Source organism: Hymenobacter convexus (assembly GCF_030580955.1).
Classification (GTDB): domain Bacteria; phylum Bacteroidota; class Bacteroidia; order Cytophagales; family Hymenobacteraceae; genus Hymenobacter.
In genome coordinates this window covers 158,617-172,435 of the sequence record NZ_JAUQON010000001.1, presented here as the reverse complement: position 1 = coordinate 172,435, position 13,819 = coordinate 158,617, and the positions used below count along the sequence as shown (strand labels likewise).

15 protein-coding genes are annotated in these 13,819 nt (G+C 62.2%); 9 read left to right on the top strand and 6 right to left on the bottom strand.

Going from position 1 to position 13,819, the window contains the following annotated elements; translation table 11 throughout:
* The first annotated feature begins 49 nt into the window (after window positions 1-49).
* The 6 genes from rimO (at window position 50) to Q4S41_RS00590 (ending at window position 5,743) form a co-directional block, all read left to right on the top strand.
* Complete coding sequence (gene rimO / locus Q4S41_RS00615; RefSeq protein ID WP_305029198.1) at window positions 50-1,363, top strand: 30S ribosomal protein S12 methylthiotransferase RimO; 1,314 nt, start codon at window positions 50-52, stop codon at window positions 1,361-1,363.
* 107 nt (window positions 1,364-1,470) lie between these two features.
* Window positions 1,471-3,072: a bacillithiol biosynthesis cysteine-adding enzyme BshC gene (gene bshC / locus Q4S41_RS00610; protein ID WP_305029197.1), complete on the top strand. Its 1,602-nt coding sequence runs from the start codon at window positions 1,471-1,473 to the stop codon at window positions 3,070-3,072.
* A 28-nt stretch (window positions 3,073-3,100) separates the two neighbouring features.
* Window positions 3,101-3,628 carry an SMI1/KNR4 family protein gene (locus tag Q4S41_RS00605; protein WP_305029196.1) on the top strand — a complete coding sequence of 176 codons (528 nt, stop codon included), beginning with the start codon at window positions 3,101-3,103 and terminating at the stop codon, window positions 3,626-3,628.
* Window positions 3,628-4,218 (top strand): 5-formyltetrahydrofolate cyclo-ligase, encoded by a 591-nt coding sequence (locus Q4S41_RS00600; protein WP_305029195.1) that lies wholly within the window; start codon window positions 3,628-3,630, stop codon window positions 4,216-4,218. The genes Q4S41_RS00605 and Q4S41_RS00600 overlap by 1 nt, the downstream gene beginning before the upstream one ends.
* Window positions 4,219-4,373: 155 nt before the next feature.
* Window positions 4,374-4,904, top strand: coding sequence for an ExbD/TolR family protein (locus Q4S41_RS00595; RefSeq protein ID WP_305029194.1), 531 nt, complete (start codon window positions 4,374-4,376; stop codon window positions 4,902-4,904).
* A complete protein-coding gene (locus Q4S41_RS00590) occupies window positions 4,901-5,743 on the top strand; it encodes an energy transducer TonB (RefSeq protein ID WP_305029193.1) in 843 nt (280 codons plus the stop codon). Before Q4S41_RS00595 ends, Q4S41_RS00590 begins: the two co-directional genes overlap by 4 nt.
* Window positions 5,744-5,996: 253 nt before the next feature.
* On the opposite strand, the gene Q4S41_RS00585 is transcribed toward Q4S41_RS00590, so the two are convergent.
* From Q4S41_RS00585 to mnmD, 3 genes are all read right to left on the bottom strand, one after another.
* Window positions 5,997-6,554, bottom strand: a complete 558-nt coding sequence (locus Q4S41_RS00585) for a GDYXXLXY domain-containing protein (RefSeq protein WP_305029192.1) — start codon at window positions 6,552-6,554, stop codon at window positions 5,997-5,999.
* Window positions 6,547-7,830, bottom strand: a complete 1,284-nt coding sequence (locus Q4S41_RS00580) for a DUF2157 domain-containing protein (RefSeq protein ID WP_305029191.1) — start codon at window positions 7,828-7,830, stop codon at window positions 6,547-6,549. The genes Q4S41_RS00585 and Q4S41_RS00580 overlap by 8 nt, the downstream gene beginning before the upstream one ends.
* Window positions 7,831-8,002: 172 nt before the next feature.
* Window positions 8,003-8,728: a tRNA (5-methylaminomethyl-2-thiouridine)(34)-methyltransferase MnmD gene (mnmD, locus tag Q4S41_RS00575; RefSeq protein WP_305029190.1), complete on the bottom strand. Its 726-nt coding sequence runs from the start codon at window positions 8,726-8,728 to the stop codon at window positions 8,003-8,005.
* Between the two features lie 21 nt (window positions 8,729-8,749).
* Between mnmD and Q4S41_RS00570 the strand changes: the two genes are divergently transcribed.
* From Q4S41_RS00570 to rlmN, 3 genes are all read left to right on the top strand, one after another.
* The gene (locus tag Q4S41_RS00570) at window positions 8,750-9,175 is read left to right on the top strand and encodes a thioesterase family protein (RefSeq protein ID WP_305029189.1); all 426 of its coding nucleotides are present in this window, start codon (window positions 8,750-8,752) and stop codon (window positions 9,173-9,175) included.
* Between the two features lie 43 nt (window positions 9,176-9,218).
* The gene (locus tag Q4S41_RS00565; RefSeq protein WP_305029188.1) at window positions 9,219-9,656 is read left to right on the top strand and encodes an energy transducer TonB; all 438 of its coding nucleotides are present in this window, start codon (window positions 9,219-9,221) and stop codon (window positions 9,654-9,656) included.
* A gap of 110 nt (window positions 9,657-9,766) precedes the next feature.
* Window positions 9,767-10,852: a 23S rRNA (adenine(2503)-C(2))-methyltransferase RlmN gene (gene rlmN / locus Q4S41_RS00560; RefSeq protein ID WP_305029187.1), complete on the top strand. Its 1,086-nt coding sequence runs from the start codon at window positions 9,767-9,769 to the stop codon at window positions 10,850-10,852.
* Window positions 10,853-10,934: 82 nt separating this feature from the next.
* Here the strand turns inward: rlmN and Q4S41_RS00555 are convergent, their stop codons facing one another.
* The 3 genes from Q4S41_RS00555 to Q4S41_RS00545 all read right to left on the bottom strand — a co-directional run bounded on the left by Q4S41_RS00555 (window position 10,935) and on the right by Q4S41_RS00545 (window position 13,745).
* On the bottom strand, window positions 10,935-11,585 hold the full coding sequence (locus Q4S41_RS00555) for a hypothetical protein (protein ID WP_305029186.1): 651 nt from the start codon (window positions 11,583-11,585) through the stop codon (window positions 10,935-10,937).
* A 100-nt stretch (window positions 11,586-11,685) separates the two neighbouring features.
* Complete coding sequence (locus Q4S41_RS00550) at window positions 11,686-12,477, bottom strand: hypothetical protein (RefSeq protein WP_305029185.1); 792 nt, start codon at window positions 12,475-12,477, stop codon at window positions 11,686-11,688.
* A 116-nt stretch (window positions 12,478-12,593) separates the two neighbouring features.
* On the bottom strand, window positions 12,594-13,745 hold the full coding sequence (locus Q4S41_RS00545) for a hypothetical protein (protein ID WP_305029184.1): 1,152 nt from the start codon (window positions 13,743-13,745) through the stop codon (window positions 12,594-12,596).
* Window positions 13,746-13,819: the final 74 nt, after the last annotated feature.

Here is a 13,819-nt window from a genome sequence, read left to right as displayed (position 1 = left end):
CCATTACCGCATCAGCGAAATCACGGTTAATCAGTTTAAATCAGCGCTTGTGAAAGTTAGAAATCAGACCCAGAATAAAGTTAACGTCATCACCCTCGGCTGCTCGAAGAACATCGTGGACTCGGAAGTCCTGATGGGCCAGCTGCAAGCCAACGACTTCGATGTGACCCACGAGGCCGAGAAGTCCGACGCCAACATCGTCATCATTAATACCTGCGGCTTTATTGATAATGCCAAGCAGGAAAGCATCGACACCATTCTGCGCTACGCGGACGAGAAGGAGGCCGGCCGGCTGGACAAGCTCTACGTGACGGGCTGCCTCTCGCAGCGCTACAAGGACGAGCTGGAAGTGGAAATTCCGCAGGTGGACGCCTATTTCGGCACCCTGGAGCTGCCCCAGATGCTGAAGGTGCTCAACGCCGACTACAAGCACGAGCTCATCGGCGAGCGCCTCATTACCACGCCCAAGCACTACGCCTACTTCAAAATTGCGGAGGGCTGCAACCGCCCCTGCTCGTTCTGCGCCATCCCGTTGATGCGCGGCAAGCACGTCGACCGCAAGATTGAGGACCTGGTAAAGGAGGCCAAGCGCCTCGCCAGCATGGGCACCAAGGAGCTGATTCTCATTGCCCAGGACCTGACCTACTACGGCCTCGAAGCCTACGGCGAACGCAAGCTGGCCGACCTGCTCCGCAACCTGTCGGACGTGAATGGCATCGACTGGATTCGCCTGCAGTACGCCTATCCCTCGCAGTTTCCGCTGGATGCGCTGGACGTGATGGCCGAGCGCGAAAACATCTGCAAATACCTCGACATGCCCTTGCAGCACGGCTCTGATGCCATGCTGAAAACCATGCGCCGGGGCATCACCAAGCGCCGCACCATTGAGTTGGTCGATACCATTCGGCAGCGAGTGCCGGGCATTGCGTTGCGCACTACGCTCATCGCCGGCCACCCCGGCGAGACGGAAAAAGACTTCCAGGAAATGTATAATTTCGTGGAGCAGACGCGCTTCGAGCGCCTGGGCATCTTCACCTACTCGCACGAGGAAAACACGCACTCGCACACCCTCGTGGATGACGTGCCGGCCGAAGTGAAACAGGAGCGCGCCGACGCCATCATGGAGCTGCAGCAGGGCATTTCGATGGAGCTGAACGAAGCCCGCGTGGGCCAGACCTACAAGGTGCTGTTCGACCGCAAGGAAAGCGGCCATTTCGTGGGCCGCACCGAGTTCGACTCGCCCGAGGTGGACAACGAAGTACTGGTGGCCGTGGAGAAGGACACGTTTGTGCGCTTAGGCGATTTTGCCAATGTGAAAATCGATTCGGCGTCGGATTTCGACCTGTACGGGCATTTGGTGTAGAGACGCGACCCACTCAAAAGGAACATTTCGGCCGGGGCCGGGTTTTGTGCGGACTTTTGCCATTGGCTGAGGTTCGCACTGAACCCGGCCCTGCTCGTATTACCCCCATGCCCACTCGCTGTACCACCCTGCCCTACGCCGAAACCGGCGCTTTCTCCGGCCTGCTGACTGATTATTTGGCCCAGAAACCCGCCTTGGCGCCCTTCTACCACCGCTTTCCTTCGCTGGAAAACTTTGCGGCCCAAATCGACGAAAAGCAGGCCAGCTACACCCCCGAGGCCCGCAAGCGGCTGGTGGCCGCCCTGCGCGACCAGTACGGCCTGGCCCCCGAGCCCGAGCCGGCCATCGAAACCAACCTGCTGCTGCTGGCCGAGCCCACCACTTTCACCGTGACCACCGGCCATCAGCTCAACCTGCTCACCGGGCCGCTGTATTTCATCTACAAAATCGTGTCGGCCATCAAGCTGAGCCGCGAGTTGAAGGCGAAGTACCCGCAGTACGATTTCGTGCCGATGTACTGGATGGCCACCGAGGACCATGATTTCGCCGAAATCAACCACTTCTCGCTGTTTGGCAAAACGTATTCGTGGGACGCGGCCGGCACCGGTGGACCCGTGGGCCGCCTGCCACTCGACGGCCTCAGCGAGCAGCTGTTGAGCCAGTTGCCGCCCGAGGTGCCCGCGTCTTTTCACAAGGCGTATTCAACCTCCAAAAACCTGGCCGAGGCCACGCGCAAGCTGGCCGATGCACTGTTTGGCGAGTTCGGGCTGGTGACGCTGGACGCCGACCGCCCGGCCCTGAAACAAGCTCTGGTGCCGCTGCTGACCAAGGAAATCAAGGAGCAGGTTTCCAACGCCGCCGTGCAGGCCACCAACGAGCGCCTGATTGAAGCCGGCTACAAGCCGCAGGTGTACTCGCGGCCCATCAACCTGTTTTTCATCACCGACGAAGGCAAGCGCGAGCGGCTCGAACCCGACGCCAGCGGCGCCGACTGCGTGGAAGTGACCATTCGCAACACGGCCAAGTGCCACAGCCAGGCCGAATTGCTGGCGCTGGCCCAGGCGCACCCCGAGCAGTTCAGTCCCAACGTGGTGCTGCGCCCGGTGTACCAGGAAATGCTGCTGCCGAACCTAGCCTACATCGGCGGCGGGGCCGAGGTGGCGTACTGGTTCCAGCTGAAGGACGTGTTTGCGGCCTTTGGTGTGCCCTACCCCATTGTGCTGCCCCGCAACTCGGCTGAGTACATCAGCCGCGCCAACGCGGGCAAGCTGAAGAAGCTGGGGCTGACTTCGCTGGAAATTTTCCGCCCGCTGCCGGAGCTAAAGAAACACGTGGGCGCCGCCCTGGGCCAGGAAGAAATCAGCCTGCAGGAGCAGCAGCAGGCGCTGGCCGCCGCCTTCCAGCAGGTGCAGGACCTGGCCCAGCGCCTCGACCCCACCCTAGTAAAAACCGTGGCCGCCGAAGCCCAGAAAGCTGCCGGTGGCCTCGCCGGCCTCGAAAAGCGCCTGAGCAAAGCCGCCGAAGCCAAGCACGAAACAGCTTATACGCAGTTGGCGGCGCTCAAGGAAAAACTGTTTCCCGGCGGCGGCTTGCAGGAGCGGAGCGAGAACGTGCTCAGCATTCTGATTAACAACCCCGGCTTCATCGAGCAGCTGATTGAGGCTTTTGAGCCGCTGGCGTTGGAGTTCACGGTGCTGGAGGAAGAGTAAAGCCAAGGAACATCTTATGCTAGAGATAGTGGACCGCTGCCTGCAATGGATGATGAAACATCACCTGAACAGCGTACCAATGCCGGTCCACCCTGCAATGGCGGATTCACAGCCGTGCCCTTGTGCTAATGAGGGCTACGAAAATTGGCTACCTATTGCCAGCATCGTCACAAATCAGCAATTAGATGACTTGGAGGCTACAATCAATTATCCATTGCCTGCAGATTACCGTCGTTTTCTACAACACAAGCATTTTTATGCTTTGTTACTAGGAGGCGCTGAGTTCTTTCCGCACCCAATAGACGAGTGGCAGCAGGTGCTTCGCCAAGAAATGCTGACAAACTGGCCCGATGCATTACGGGCGGGTTACATTCCCTTTGCCAATTATGGCGGAGCCGGCGATGTCTTGTGCTTCTACGCCGAGCCAAACCAATCCACAGCTGATTACCCGGTGGTGTTTTACGACCACGAAGACAGCCGTGCCCAACCGTTCAGCCGCAACTTTGCTACTCTACTGCCGCAGTTGCTGGCCGAAATCCCAACGCGCGACATGTGATGCGTAAAACCGACCTGCGCCGCACCGCCCTGGCCCGCCGCCTGGCCCTAGACGCCGGCGAGGTAGCGCGCCGCAGCGACAAGCTGCGCGAGCACCTGTTCCGCCAGTTTCCGGTGGAGGAGTGGCAGTGGCTGCATTTGTTTCTGCCGCTGGAAAAGCGCAACGAGCCCGATACCTGGGCTTTTATCAATTGGGTGTGGGGCGAGGAATTGCCGTTGCGCCTGGCGGTGCCCGTGGTGCAGCCCGACGGCATTTCGCTGAAACACTACGAGCTGCTGCCCGATACCCAACTGACTCAAAACCGCTGGGACATCACCGAACCAGTGCCCGAACCGGTAACCGCGCCGGAAATATCGCCGGCCGTGCTCGACGCCGTGCTGGTGCCGCTGCTGGCCGTGGACCGCACCGGCCAGCGCGTGGGCTACGGCGGCGGCTTTTATGACCGGTTTCTGGCACAGTGCCGGCCGGGCACGCAATTCATTGGGCTGAATTTGCTGAATGAGGCGCCCGTGCGGCGCATTGCCGACGTGCTGCCCACTGACGTGCCGCTCACGGCCTGCATCACGCCGGGCCGGGTGTGGCGGTTCTGAGCCATGTTGGCTGCGGCCAAGGCAACTAGATAAAACGCTGGAAATGCGGGTCTAGTGTGGGCGAAAAAATTTATATTTTACATATAATCCCCTTACAATAAGGCAATAGCGCAGCGCGTTGGCCGGGTATCAATCACCTAAAAAGGACTGAACCCATGGCCGAAATCCAACCCCAGGCCGCCGGGCCGAACAAGGCCGGCAAGCGCCGCTCCAGGAAAATGTCGACCCGCATCGACATGACGCCGATGGTCGATTTGGCGTTTCTGCTGCTCACCTTCTTCATGCTCACCACCACGTTTGCCAAGCCCTATGCCATGGACTTGCAGATGCCGGCGAAGACCAATGACGAAATCACCCCGGTGGCCATGAAAAAGGCCATGACCATTATTCTGGGCAAGGGCCACCAAGTCCATTATTTCTTTGGCCTGAATGCGCCCGACGATAAAACCGTGGCCGTGCCGGAATTAAAAACCACCACTTTTTCGGCCGATGGCATTCGGCAGGTGGTGCTGGCGCGGCAGCGGCAGCAGGCCGGCCTGGTGGTGCTCATCAAGCCCGGCGAGGAGTCCAAATACAAGGATATGGTGGACATTCTCGACGAGATGAACATCACCAACCAGAAAAAATACGCGCTGGTGAAAATTACGCCCGCCGACCTCACCCTCCTTAAAACCGCAACGTTATGATGACCAATACCCAACTGGCCACGGCCAGCCTCAACGACATCGTGTTCGATGGTCGTAACCGCCAGTACGGGGCCTACCAGCTCCGCGCCCTCTACCAACGCCACGTGACGCGGGCGCTGGTTATCGCCACCGCCATTTTCGCGCTGATTCTGGTGTTTCCGCTCGCCGCGCAGTGGCTGAAGGACAAGCTGCCCGTTGCGCCTCCGAAGACGGGTGTGCTCGTCAATCCCATCCTTCCGCCGCTGCCGCCCGAAACGGTGACGCCGCCGCCGCCCGCCGAAAGCCGGCCCTCGACCCCACCACCCCCGCAGCCGCCCACGGTGAAAAACGTGGTGCCCGTGGTGGTGGAAGACAAGAAAGCGCCCGAGGAAAGCGAGGTACCTGAACAGGACGAACTCAAGGACAAAGCCTCCGGCCTGCACAACATCAAAGGTGATGAGGGTGCCAGCGCCGAAACCAACCTCGACGACCTGAAGACTGGCAAAGGCAATGACGTCATCGGCGACGCGGTGGCGCCCACCACTTACACCTACGTGGAGCAGATGCCCGAGCTGCCCGGCGGCGGCGGCATGGGTGCCATCGTGGCGGCCATTCAGAAAGCCTGCCGCTACCCCGGCGCCGCCCAGAACCAGGGCATCGAGGGCAAGGTGTACGCCAGCTTCACGGTGAACTCGAAAGGCGACATCACAGACGTAAAAATCGTGAAAAGTGTCGGCTTCGGGCTGGATGAGGAAGCCATGCGCGCCATCAAAACGCTGCCCCGCTTCATCCCCGGCAAGCAGAACGGCCGCGAAGTGAACGTGTCGTTCACCGTGCCCGTCACGTTCAAGATTCAGTAGCCGCTTCGCCTGTCATTGCGAGGGCGCAGCCCGTGGCAACCGAAAGACAGCGTAGCTAATCCTTCCTGTCAAACCCAGACACTTTCACCACAAAGCCCCGGCACTGCGCAGTGCCGGGGCTTTTCGCGTTTCAAGCAAAGGCTTTAGCTTCGCTGACCTTCGGTTGTCACATTACTAGGCTGGTCGCTGAGAACAGGACGGATTGCTTCGCTGCGCTCGCAATGACAATTCACCCCACCAGTCTACGAATCCTCTACTTCTTCCCCACCACATCCTCCACTCGCGTGATGCGGGCCTGCCCCCAGGGCGCGATGCTGACGTGCACCCGCAACGGGTGCAGGCGGCCGGCTTTTTCGAGGCGCAGGCCGCTGCCTTCGGGCACGTAGTAGCGCTCCAGGTTGAAGCGCAGCGACAGGGAATGGCGGTACACATCCGTCACCCAGGCGCGCAGCACGGCTTGGTTGGGGCCGGCCATGGGCGCTTTGGGGTACACGCCCACGGTGGTGCTGAGGCTGTCGGGCCCGGCGGCCAGCAGCACGAACACGCCCTGGCGGCGGCGGGGCGGCGCGGCTTCGTGCCACTGGCTCAGGGGCGCTTCGCTCACGGCGTAGCGCAGGCGCACGAAGTCGCCGTAGAGCAGGTCGCGCGGGTCGACGGGCGTGGTGGCCAGCACAATGTGCTGGCCCAGCGCCGTGGTGGCGTAGCCTGCGCCGGCCACGCCCAGCACATACACCACCTGCGCAGCCACCAGCAGGCGCAGCAGCGGCCGGCGGCGCGCCGGGTCCGAAGCCCAGGTGAGCAGGTCAATCATTGGGGGGCGCGGCTTCGGGTGAAACGGTCGAATCCGGCGTCGCTTCGGATGCATTTGCGCCTAGCGTCGGAGATGCCGCGGCCAGCGTTTGGGCATTACGCTGGCGCAGGTACCAGCTCAGGCTGAGCAAGAGCACGCCGCCGAGCAGGAAAAACAGCGACTTATCCAGAAACGCCCAGGTGAGCTTGAAATAGGCTACGGCCGTAGCCACCACAAACAGCACCGCGCCCAGCGTGAGCTGGTCGGAATCCTGGTTGCGGTGGGCGCGGGCCAGCACCGAGCCGGCGTGGGCATACAGCACCACCAGCGTGGCCACCGCCAGCGGCAGCCCGCCCGGCAGATAAAATCCGGGAAGTAGCAGCAGCCAGTCGAGCAGCGTGTTCATCCGCCCGCGCACCCGCTTGCCGGCCACCGACAGCGCAAACACCGCCGCCAGCGCGCCCAGGTAGGGCAGCAGCGGCGGGCGCAGCACGTTGGCGTAGGTGTCGGTTTCGCCAAACGTGGCCAGCCCGAACATGAATAGATAAGCCGCCACCAGCGGCGGCGCCTGCAGAGCGCGGGCCCCGGCGCGGTTGGCCTGCCAGTCGCCGGCCGCGTAGATGGCCATCGCCGGCACAAAAAACCAAGTGATTTTGGCGTGCAGCACAATCACCAACAGTCCCGCCTGCCACAGCAGGCCAATGGCCAGCACCGTGCTGCTCACCACCGCCGGCTGGCGCCACCAGAAGTAGCCCAACCCGCCCGCTACCAGCACCGCCGTGGCGTAGCTAAAGCTGCCCAGCACTTCCACGCAATACGTTTGCACGGCCGCTCCAATCAGCACCGTGAGCAGCACCAGCAGCCGCGAGCCATACACGTAGCTGAGCGCCGTGCCGGCCACCACCCAGGCCAGGAGCCCGCTCACATCATAACCCACCAGCTGGTAGAGCTGGCTGACGAGGATGATGCTGGCGCCGAATACGATTAGCCCCAGTCCCATCAGGCCGTGGCCCAAGTCGGCATTGCCGCGCCGCAGGAAATATGCGCCGGCCCCGTACGAGCCCAGCAGGCTACCGAGTAGCAGCGCCAGCCGCAGGGCCGCGGGCAGCGCCTGCCAGTTGGCGGCCACCACGCTCAGCGCGCTCAGGCCCACCAGCACGCTGCCCAGTAGCGGCAGCAGCCCGAGGGCCTGCGCTTCGGGCGGGTAGCGGGCCAGCAGCTGTTGCTGCTGCGCCTCGCTGATGAGGCCGTCGGCCACCCAGCCGGGGCTTTCGGTTTCTAGAAATTTGCGGGACAAGGGTGGTGGGTTGGTGGAGTGGTGGGTTGGCGGAATAAAAGGATAAAAGAACCGTCATGCTGAGCGGAGGCGCAGCCGCAGTCGAAGCATCTCTACCGCAATAGTAAACCTTGCGATTAAAATTACTTGCGCGGCAGAGATGCTTCGGCTGCGCTCAGCATGACGTCCTTTTTTAACCAGCAGCCTCCTTCCGCGCTCTGGTCATCTCGCGCTTGCCGGGGGGGCCGGGCAGCTTTTCGGTGTGCCAGCCGGCGGCCCGCAGGTTGCGCCGGAACTGGCCCTGGGCGCAGTAGCTCACCAGCACCGCGCCGGGCGCGGCGGCAGCGTAGAGCCGGGCAAAAATGGCTTCCGTCCACAGTTCGGGCTGCTTTTCGGGAGCAAAGGCGTCGAAGTAAATCAGGTCGTAATAATTGGCGGGCAAGGTGGCATCTTCCAGCGCCTCGGGCAGCTTGGTGAGGAAGAAATGCGGCGCCAGCGGCACGGTTTCGGCCCAGGGCGCGGCGTGCAGCCGCTGCAGCAGCGGCACGGTTTCGGGCGAGTCGGCGGCCCATTTGCGGGCCAGCTCGGCCACCACGTCGGGCGGCAGCGGCACGGTTTCGAGGCCGTCGTAGGCCACAGCGGCGCCGGTCGCGTGGGCACGGGCCAGGGTGAGCAGGGCATTGAGGCCCGTGCCGAGGCCTACTTCGAGCAGGTGCAGCGGCCGGGCGCAGGGGCCGCCCAATCCGGCTTCGAGCAGCGGCAGCAGGCCCGCTTCGATGAACACATGCTCCGATTCCTGCCGGGCGCCGTGGCGCGAGTGGTAATGCTCGTCCAGCGCCGGCACGTAGAGCGTGGCTGAGCCGTCGGCGGTGCGCCGCACTTCTACCTTTGGCTCGTCGGCGAATTCCTCGTTCTTCATTCCTGATTCTTCCTTGAAAAAATGGCCCGCGTAAAAGTAGCCCTGCCCGATACGTTCTCCTTCACCACGCAAATCCCGGTCCGCATCACCGACCTCAACTACGGCGGCCACCTTGGCAACGACGCGCTGCTGGGCCTGCTGCACGAGGCGCGGGTGCAGTTCCTGCGCTCATTGGGCCTGGAGAATGACTACGACCCCGTCAGCAAGCTCGGCCTCATCATGGTCGATGCGGCCGTGGAGTACAAGGGCGAGGCCTTCCGCGGCGACGTGCTGCATATCCAAATGGCCGCCGCCGACGCCAGCAAGTACGGTTTCGACGTGGTGTACCACGTGCACAACCAAGCCGGCAAGGAAATAGCCCGCGCCAAAACCGGCATGCTCTGCTTCGACTACAACGTGCGCAAGCTGCGCCTGCTGCCCGAGGCGCTGGCGGCGCAGGTGCGGTAAGTTTATCTTTTTTACCTTCACTTCTTAACCATCGCAGTCCCTCATGGCACAGCAAATGCAGTTTTCAGCCCGGTTGCTGCTAATTGTAGCGCTGGCATTGGGTGGTGCTTTGGCTGCAAACGCCCAACAAAAAGCCCCCATACGGCAGCCATTTCAGCGGTGGAATACCAGCGTGGAGCAGATGCCGCAACTCCCTTCCGGCGGTGGCACCCGAGCGTTGATTACCGCTATTGAGCGGCAGGTGGTATGTCCGTCAGAGGCCGCAAAGGGCCGGGTATTCGTGAGCATGCTTGTAACCGAAGAAGGAACAATCAAGAACCTTGCTATTGTGAAGGGCTTGCGGCCTGACTGGGACGCGGCGGTGCTGCAGGCAGTTCGGAAAATAACGCGCTTAGCCCCAGGCCGGCAGGAGGGAAAAGCTGTGGACGTTTACATCACCCTGCCTATCACCTTGCAGCCCGCACCCAAACCGCCGCGCTAGCTGTCCCGGAAAAATAAGAAGATAGAAGTTTTAAGGTCTGGCCCGGGCTTCTCTGGCAACAAGGCGTTTCCACGGGAACCCAACGCCCTACTAGCTTGTATCTTTGCACTATGCTGCTAGAATTGCCCCTCGCCCCCATTGTCAAGAAGCGTGATATCCGCAAAACCTCGCCCGACGAGCTCAAGGCCTTTATGGTGGAGCACGGCGAGAAGCCCTTCCGTGCCAAGCAGGTGACGGAGTGGCTGTGGAAGAACACCGCCGCCACGTTTGAGGAGATGAACAACATCTCGGTGGCCACCCGCGAGCTGCTCGACCAGCACTTCGTCATCAACGGCGTGACGGTGCAGAACAAGCAGCTAAGCAACGACGGCACCATCAAATCGGCCTTCAAGCTCTACGACGGCAACGTGGTGGAGGGCGTGCTCATCCCGCACGACACGCGCATGACGGCCTGCATCAGCTCGCAGGTGGGCTGCTCGCTCACGTGTAAGTTTTGCGCCACCGGCTACATGGACCGCAAGCGCAACCTCGACGCGGCCGAGATTTACGACCAGGTCGTCCGCATCCGCGAGCAGTGCGAGGCCCAGTACGGCACGCCGCTCACCAATATCGTGTACATGGGCATGGGCGAGCCCCTGCTCAACTACGCCAACGTGGTGGAAAGCGTGCGCCGCATCACCGCGCCCGATGGGCTGAACATGGCCCCGCGCCGCATCACCATCAGCACGGCCGGCATTGCCAAGATGATTAAAAAACTGGCTGATGATGACGTGAAAGCCAATCTGGCCCTTTCGCTGCACGCCCCGACGGATGCGAAGCGCAACGAAATCATGCCAATCAACGAGGCCAACTCCCTGGCCGCGCTCAAGGAAGCCCTGCAGTACTATCACCAGAAAACCGGCCGCAAAGTCACCTACGAATACATCGTGTTCGACGGCTTCAACGACGGGCTGGACGACGCCGCCGAGCTGCTGAAAATCAGCAAGTGGCTGCCCTGCAAAATCAACCTCATCGAGTACAACCCCATCGACAACGCCAGCTACCAGAACGCGGAGGCCGACAAAATCACTGCCTTCCACAAGTTCCTGGCCGACCGCGGCGTGCAAACCAACATCCGCCGCTCGCGTGGCAAGGATATCGACGCCGCCTGCGGGCAGCTGGCGGTGAAGGAAGAAAAAGGCACGGCCGTGGCGTAAGCTGACGCAGTGATTACCAAAAAAGCCCTTGCTTCTATACAGAAGCAAGGGCTTTTTTTATTGGCGAGCACAAGAACGGCGGCTACAGCAGTTCTATGCCAGTAATCTGGCGTTGCTTGTGGTACTGCTTGGTTTCGGCCTGAAAAACATCCACCTCCTCCCACGACACGCGCACCTGGCGGCCTTTCAGCTTGTCTAGCTGGCTGAGCAGCTCATCGTCCTTCGGAAAGTGGCGCGACCACACGAACGACGCTTTATCGGTTTTCCCCACCAGCAGGTCGAGGCTGGCCACGCTGGTGCCACTCAGGCCGTTCCACTCGCCGGTGGTTTGGCCCGTGGTGGCGGCGGTGCTGGCAGCATCGCTGTTGCCGGCCATTACCATCGAATAGGTAATGAACGTGGGGCAGCTTTGCAGCATCTGGTTACCGACTTCGCGCCCCACGTTGTTCATCACCTGTTTGTCGTTGATGGCATTTGGGCCGTACACCTGCTGAATGCTTTTCATGTCCTTGCCGGCACTCACCGCGAAACACTGAACAATGATGCTTTGCGCCGACTCCTTGGTAAGCGGCTTCTGGCCTTCTGCCGGCGTTTTTGCCTGCAGACAATCGCAGATGACGCCTGCCAGTTTATCGGTAAGGGCCTTTTTGGCCGCGGCGGAGGCTTGCGCTTGGCCCACGCGGGGAGCAGCCAGGGCGGCCAGGGCAATGAGAACGGGTAAACGACGCATCATACTGGATAGGAGACTGGGAATAAAGGAAAACGTAAAACGCCTCAAACTTACCACCCGCCTGCTTTTCCATCATCGTCCACGTCCCTTACTAAGCGCTACTCTAGTTTCTTAGTTTCCCGAACCGCACCGTGAACTCCCCGAACGGGTAAACGTAGCTGCCCGAGCCGTTGAAATAGTCGAAGTCTTCCAGCTGGCCGTAGGCGTAGAACACACCCAGCCCGCCGCCGAAGCGCGGCCCCGCCACGCGCACGCCCGCTACGCCGGCCACCAGCAGGAACTTGCCCAAATCCAGAAAGGCGCGGTCGTAGAGAAAGTAGGTTTCGTTCACGAGGGCCACGCGGCGGGCCAGCCGGGTGGCCCCGCCCACCATCACCAGCGGCGTACTGAAAATGCCGCGCTGCCCCGTGGCGCCGTAGCCCAGGCCCAGCGTCAGGTTGTGGTCGGCGGTGCCGTAGGTGGTGTTGGCGTAGGTGAGGGCGCCCACGCCCGAGCGCGTGCCCACCAGGAAGCTGCCTGCCCCCACCCGCAGCCGGCCCGCCACCGGCACGCTCACTTTGGGCGTGAGGGCCACGATGTTATCGAGCCCCTGGCCGGGGATGACCGAGGCCAGGATGCCAAGCGAGAAATGGTCGGTGATGCCGTAATCGGCGCGCAGCACGGCCAGCTCCAGGTCCTGCGCGTAGCCTTCGCCGCGGCGCAGGTTGCGGGCGGTGGGCATAAAAAACAGGTGGTCGCCGCTGCCCACGTCGTCGTAGCCGGGGCGCAGGCCCACGGGCCGGCGGGCAGTGGTGTCGCCGGGAGCCGGGCTGGGGGTGGCCTGCTGGGCGCGCAGCGCCAACGGCCGCGCGCCCAGCAGGCCGAAGATTGCCGCACAGACGAAAAGTTTGGACATAGCCGGGGATTGAACGAGGACGAAACGGCCGCAAATATGCACGGCTCACGCCCACCGGCTCATACCCCAAACCCTGGCGGCATGTTGCAAAACCGCCCCACCGGGCGGCCCGGGTGCTACTTGTGCTTGCCGAAGCGGTAAGTCAGCTCCAGGTAGGCGGGGTAGATGCCGTCGAGGTAGCTGCCGTAGACGAAGCCCAGGCTGCCACCGTACCGCTCGCCCTGCAGGCGCCCGCCCACCAGGCCCAGAAAGCCGCTCGAAACAATGTAGGTTTCGTTGAGCAGCGAGAAGCTGCGCGATATCCGCTTGGCGCCGCCCACCAGCACCACCGGGCTGCTGCTCACGCCAAAGCCATCGGCAAAACCGTAGCCCAGGCCCAGGGTGGCGTTGTCGTCGGCGGTGCCGTAGGTGCCCACGCCGTAGGCAATGCCGCCGCCGTAGCCAAAGGCCCGCGCGTAGAGCGCCCCGGCGCCAACATGAAATTTTTCCGATACCGGCACGCTGACCTTGGGCGTGATGGCGAAAACGTTGGCGCCCAGCCCCGGCACGAGGGGCACCAGCGCCCCCACCGAAATATTGTCGGAGACGCCGTAGTTGACCCCAACCAGGTACACGAGAATGTCCTGCAGATAGCCTTCGCCCTGGCGCAGGTTGCGGGCCGTGGGCGCGAAAAAGAGGCGGGTGCCGTTTCCGGCATCGGTGTAGCCCTTGGCGGCCTGCTCGGCGGTGAGCAGCGAAAGGCGCTTGAGGTTGCTGCGCTGCACCGTCACCAGGCCCAGGTCTTTGGTCATGAACTCCAGCGCGTCGGGCGCGGTGGTTTGCAGCACGCCCGTGAACGTGGTGCCCGAACGCAGCTCGATGCTGTAGCTGCGGCCGGGCAGCTCGGGCGTGCCGGGACTACTGGCATTGGTGCCGGCCGCGGGCTGGGGGTTGGCGTCGAGCTCGCGCTGGCGACGCTCGATGAGGTCGCGGGTGGCCTGGAATTCGGCCAAGGTAAAGGCTCGGGCTACCTGGCGGCCGTCGCGCAGGCGGGTGCGCAGCGTGATGGCGCTGTCCGGCACCAGAGCCCGCAGGAAGCGGGCATCCTGAAAACTATCGGCCGAATAATACGGAAACAGGCCAAAACGGGCCTTTTCGGCGCCGTCGATGACTTCGCCCACCACGGGGCTCACGACGATGACCCGCTCGGCGGGCGTTTGGGCGAGGGCCGAAAAACGGATTAGGGCCAGCGGAAGGCTGCAGAAAAAGGCGCGTAGGATTTGGTGCATGGGGGAGAATTTTCCCCAAAGATGTCCCCACTCACGCCATTGGTTGCAATTCAATATATGGCAGTAAAGGACTT

Coding starts and splice junctions, on each gene's coding strand:
- Q4S41_RS00555 (WP_305029186.1), bottom strand. CDS start 11,585: ATGATGCGTCGTTTACCCGTTCTCATTGCCCTGGCCGCCCTGGCTGCT.
- Q4S41_RS00570 (WP_305029189.1), top strand. CDS start 8,750: ATGGCCCGCGTAAAAGTAGCCCTGCCCGATACGTTCTCCTTCACCACG.
- Q4S41_RS00590 (WP_305029193.1), top strand. CDS start 4,901: ATGATGACCAATACCCAACTGGCCACGGCCAGCCTCAACGACATCGTG.
- rlmN (WP_305029187.1), top strand. CDS start 9,767: ATGCTGCTAGAATTGCCCCTCGCCCCCATTGTCAAGAAGCGTGATATC.
- Q4S41_RS00595 (WP_305029194.1), top strand. CDS start 4,374: ATGGCCGAAATCCAACCCCAGGCCGCCGGGCCGAACAAGGCCGGCAAG.
- Q4S41_RS00545 (WP_305029184.1), bottom strand. CDS start 13,745: ATGCACCAAATCCTACGCGCCTTTTTCTGCAGCCTTCCGCTGGCCCTA.
- Q4S41_RS00600 (WP_305029195.1), top strand. CDS start 3,628: ATGCGTAAAACCGACCTGCGCCGCACCGCCCTGGCCCGCCGCCTGGCC.
- Q4S41_RS00585 (WP_305029192.1), bottom strand. CDS start 6,554: ATGATTGACCTGCTCACCTGGGCTTCGGACCCGGCGCGCCGCCGGCCG.
- bshC (WP_305029197.1), top strand. CDS start 1,471: ATGCCCACTCGCTGTACCACCCTGCCCTACGCCGAAACCGGCGCTTTC.
- Q4S41_RS00550 (WP_305029185.1), bottom strand. CDS start 12,477: ATGTCCAAACTTTTCGTCTGTGCGGCAATCTTCGGCCTGCTGGGCGCG.
- Q4S41_RS00565 (WP_305029188.1), top strand. CDS start 9,219: ATGGCACAGCAAATGCAGTTTTCAGCCCGGTTGCTGCTAATTGTAGCG.
- mnmD (WP_305029190.1), bottom strand. CDS start 8,728: ATGAAGAACGAGGAATTCGCCGACGAGCCAAAGGTAGAAGTGCGGCGC.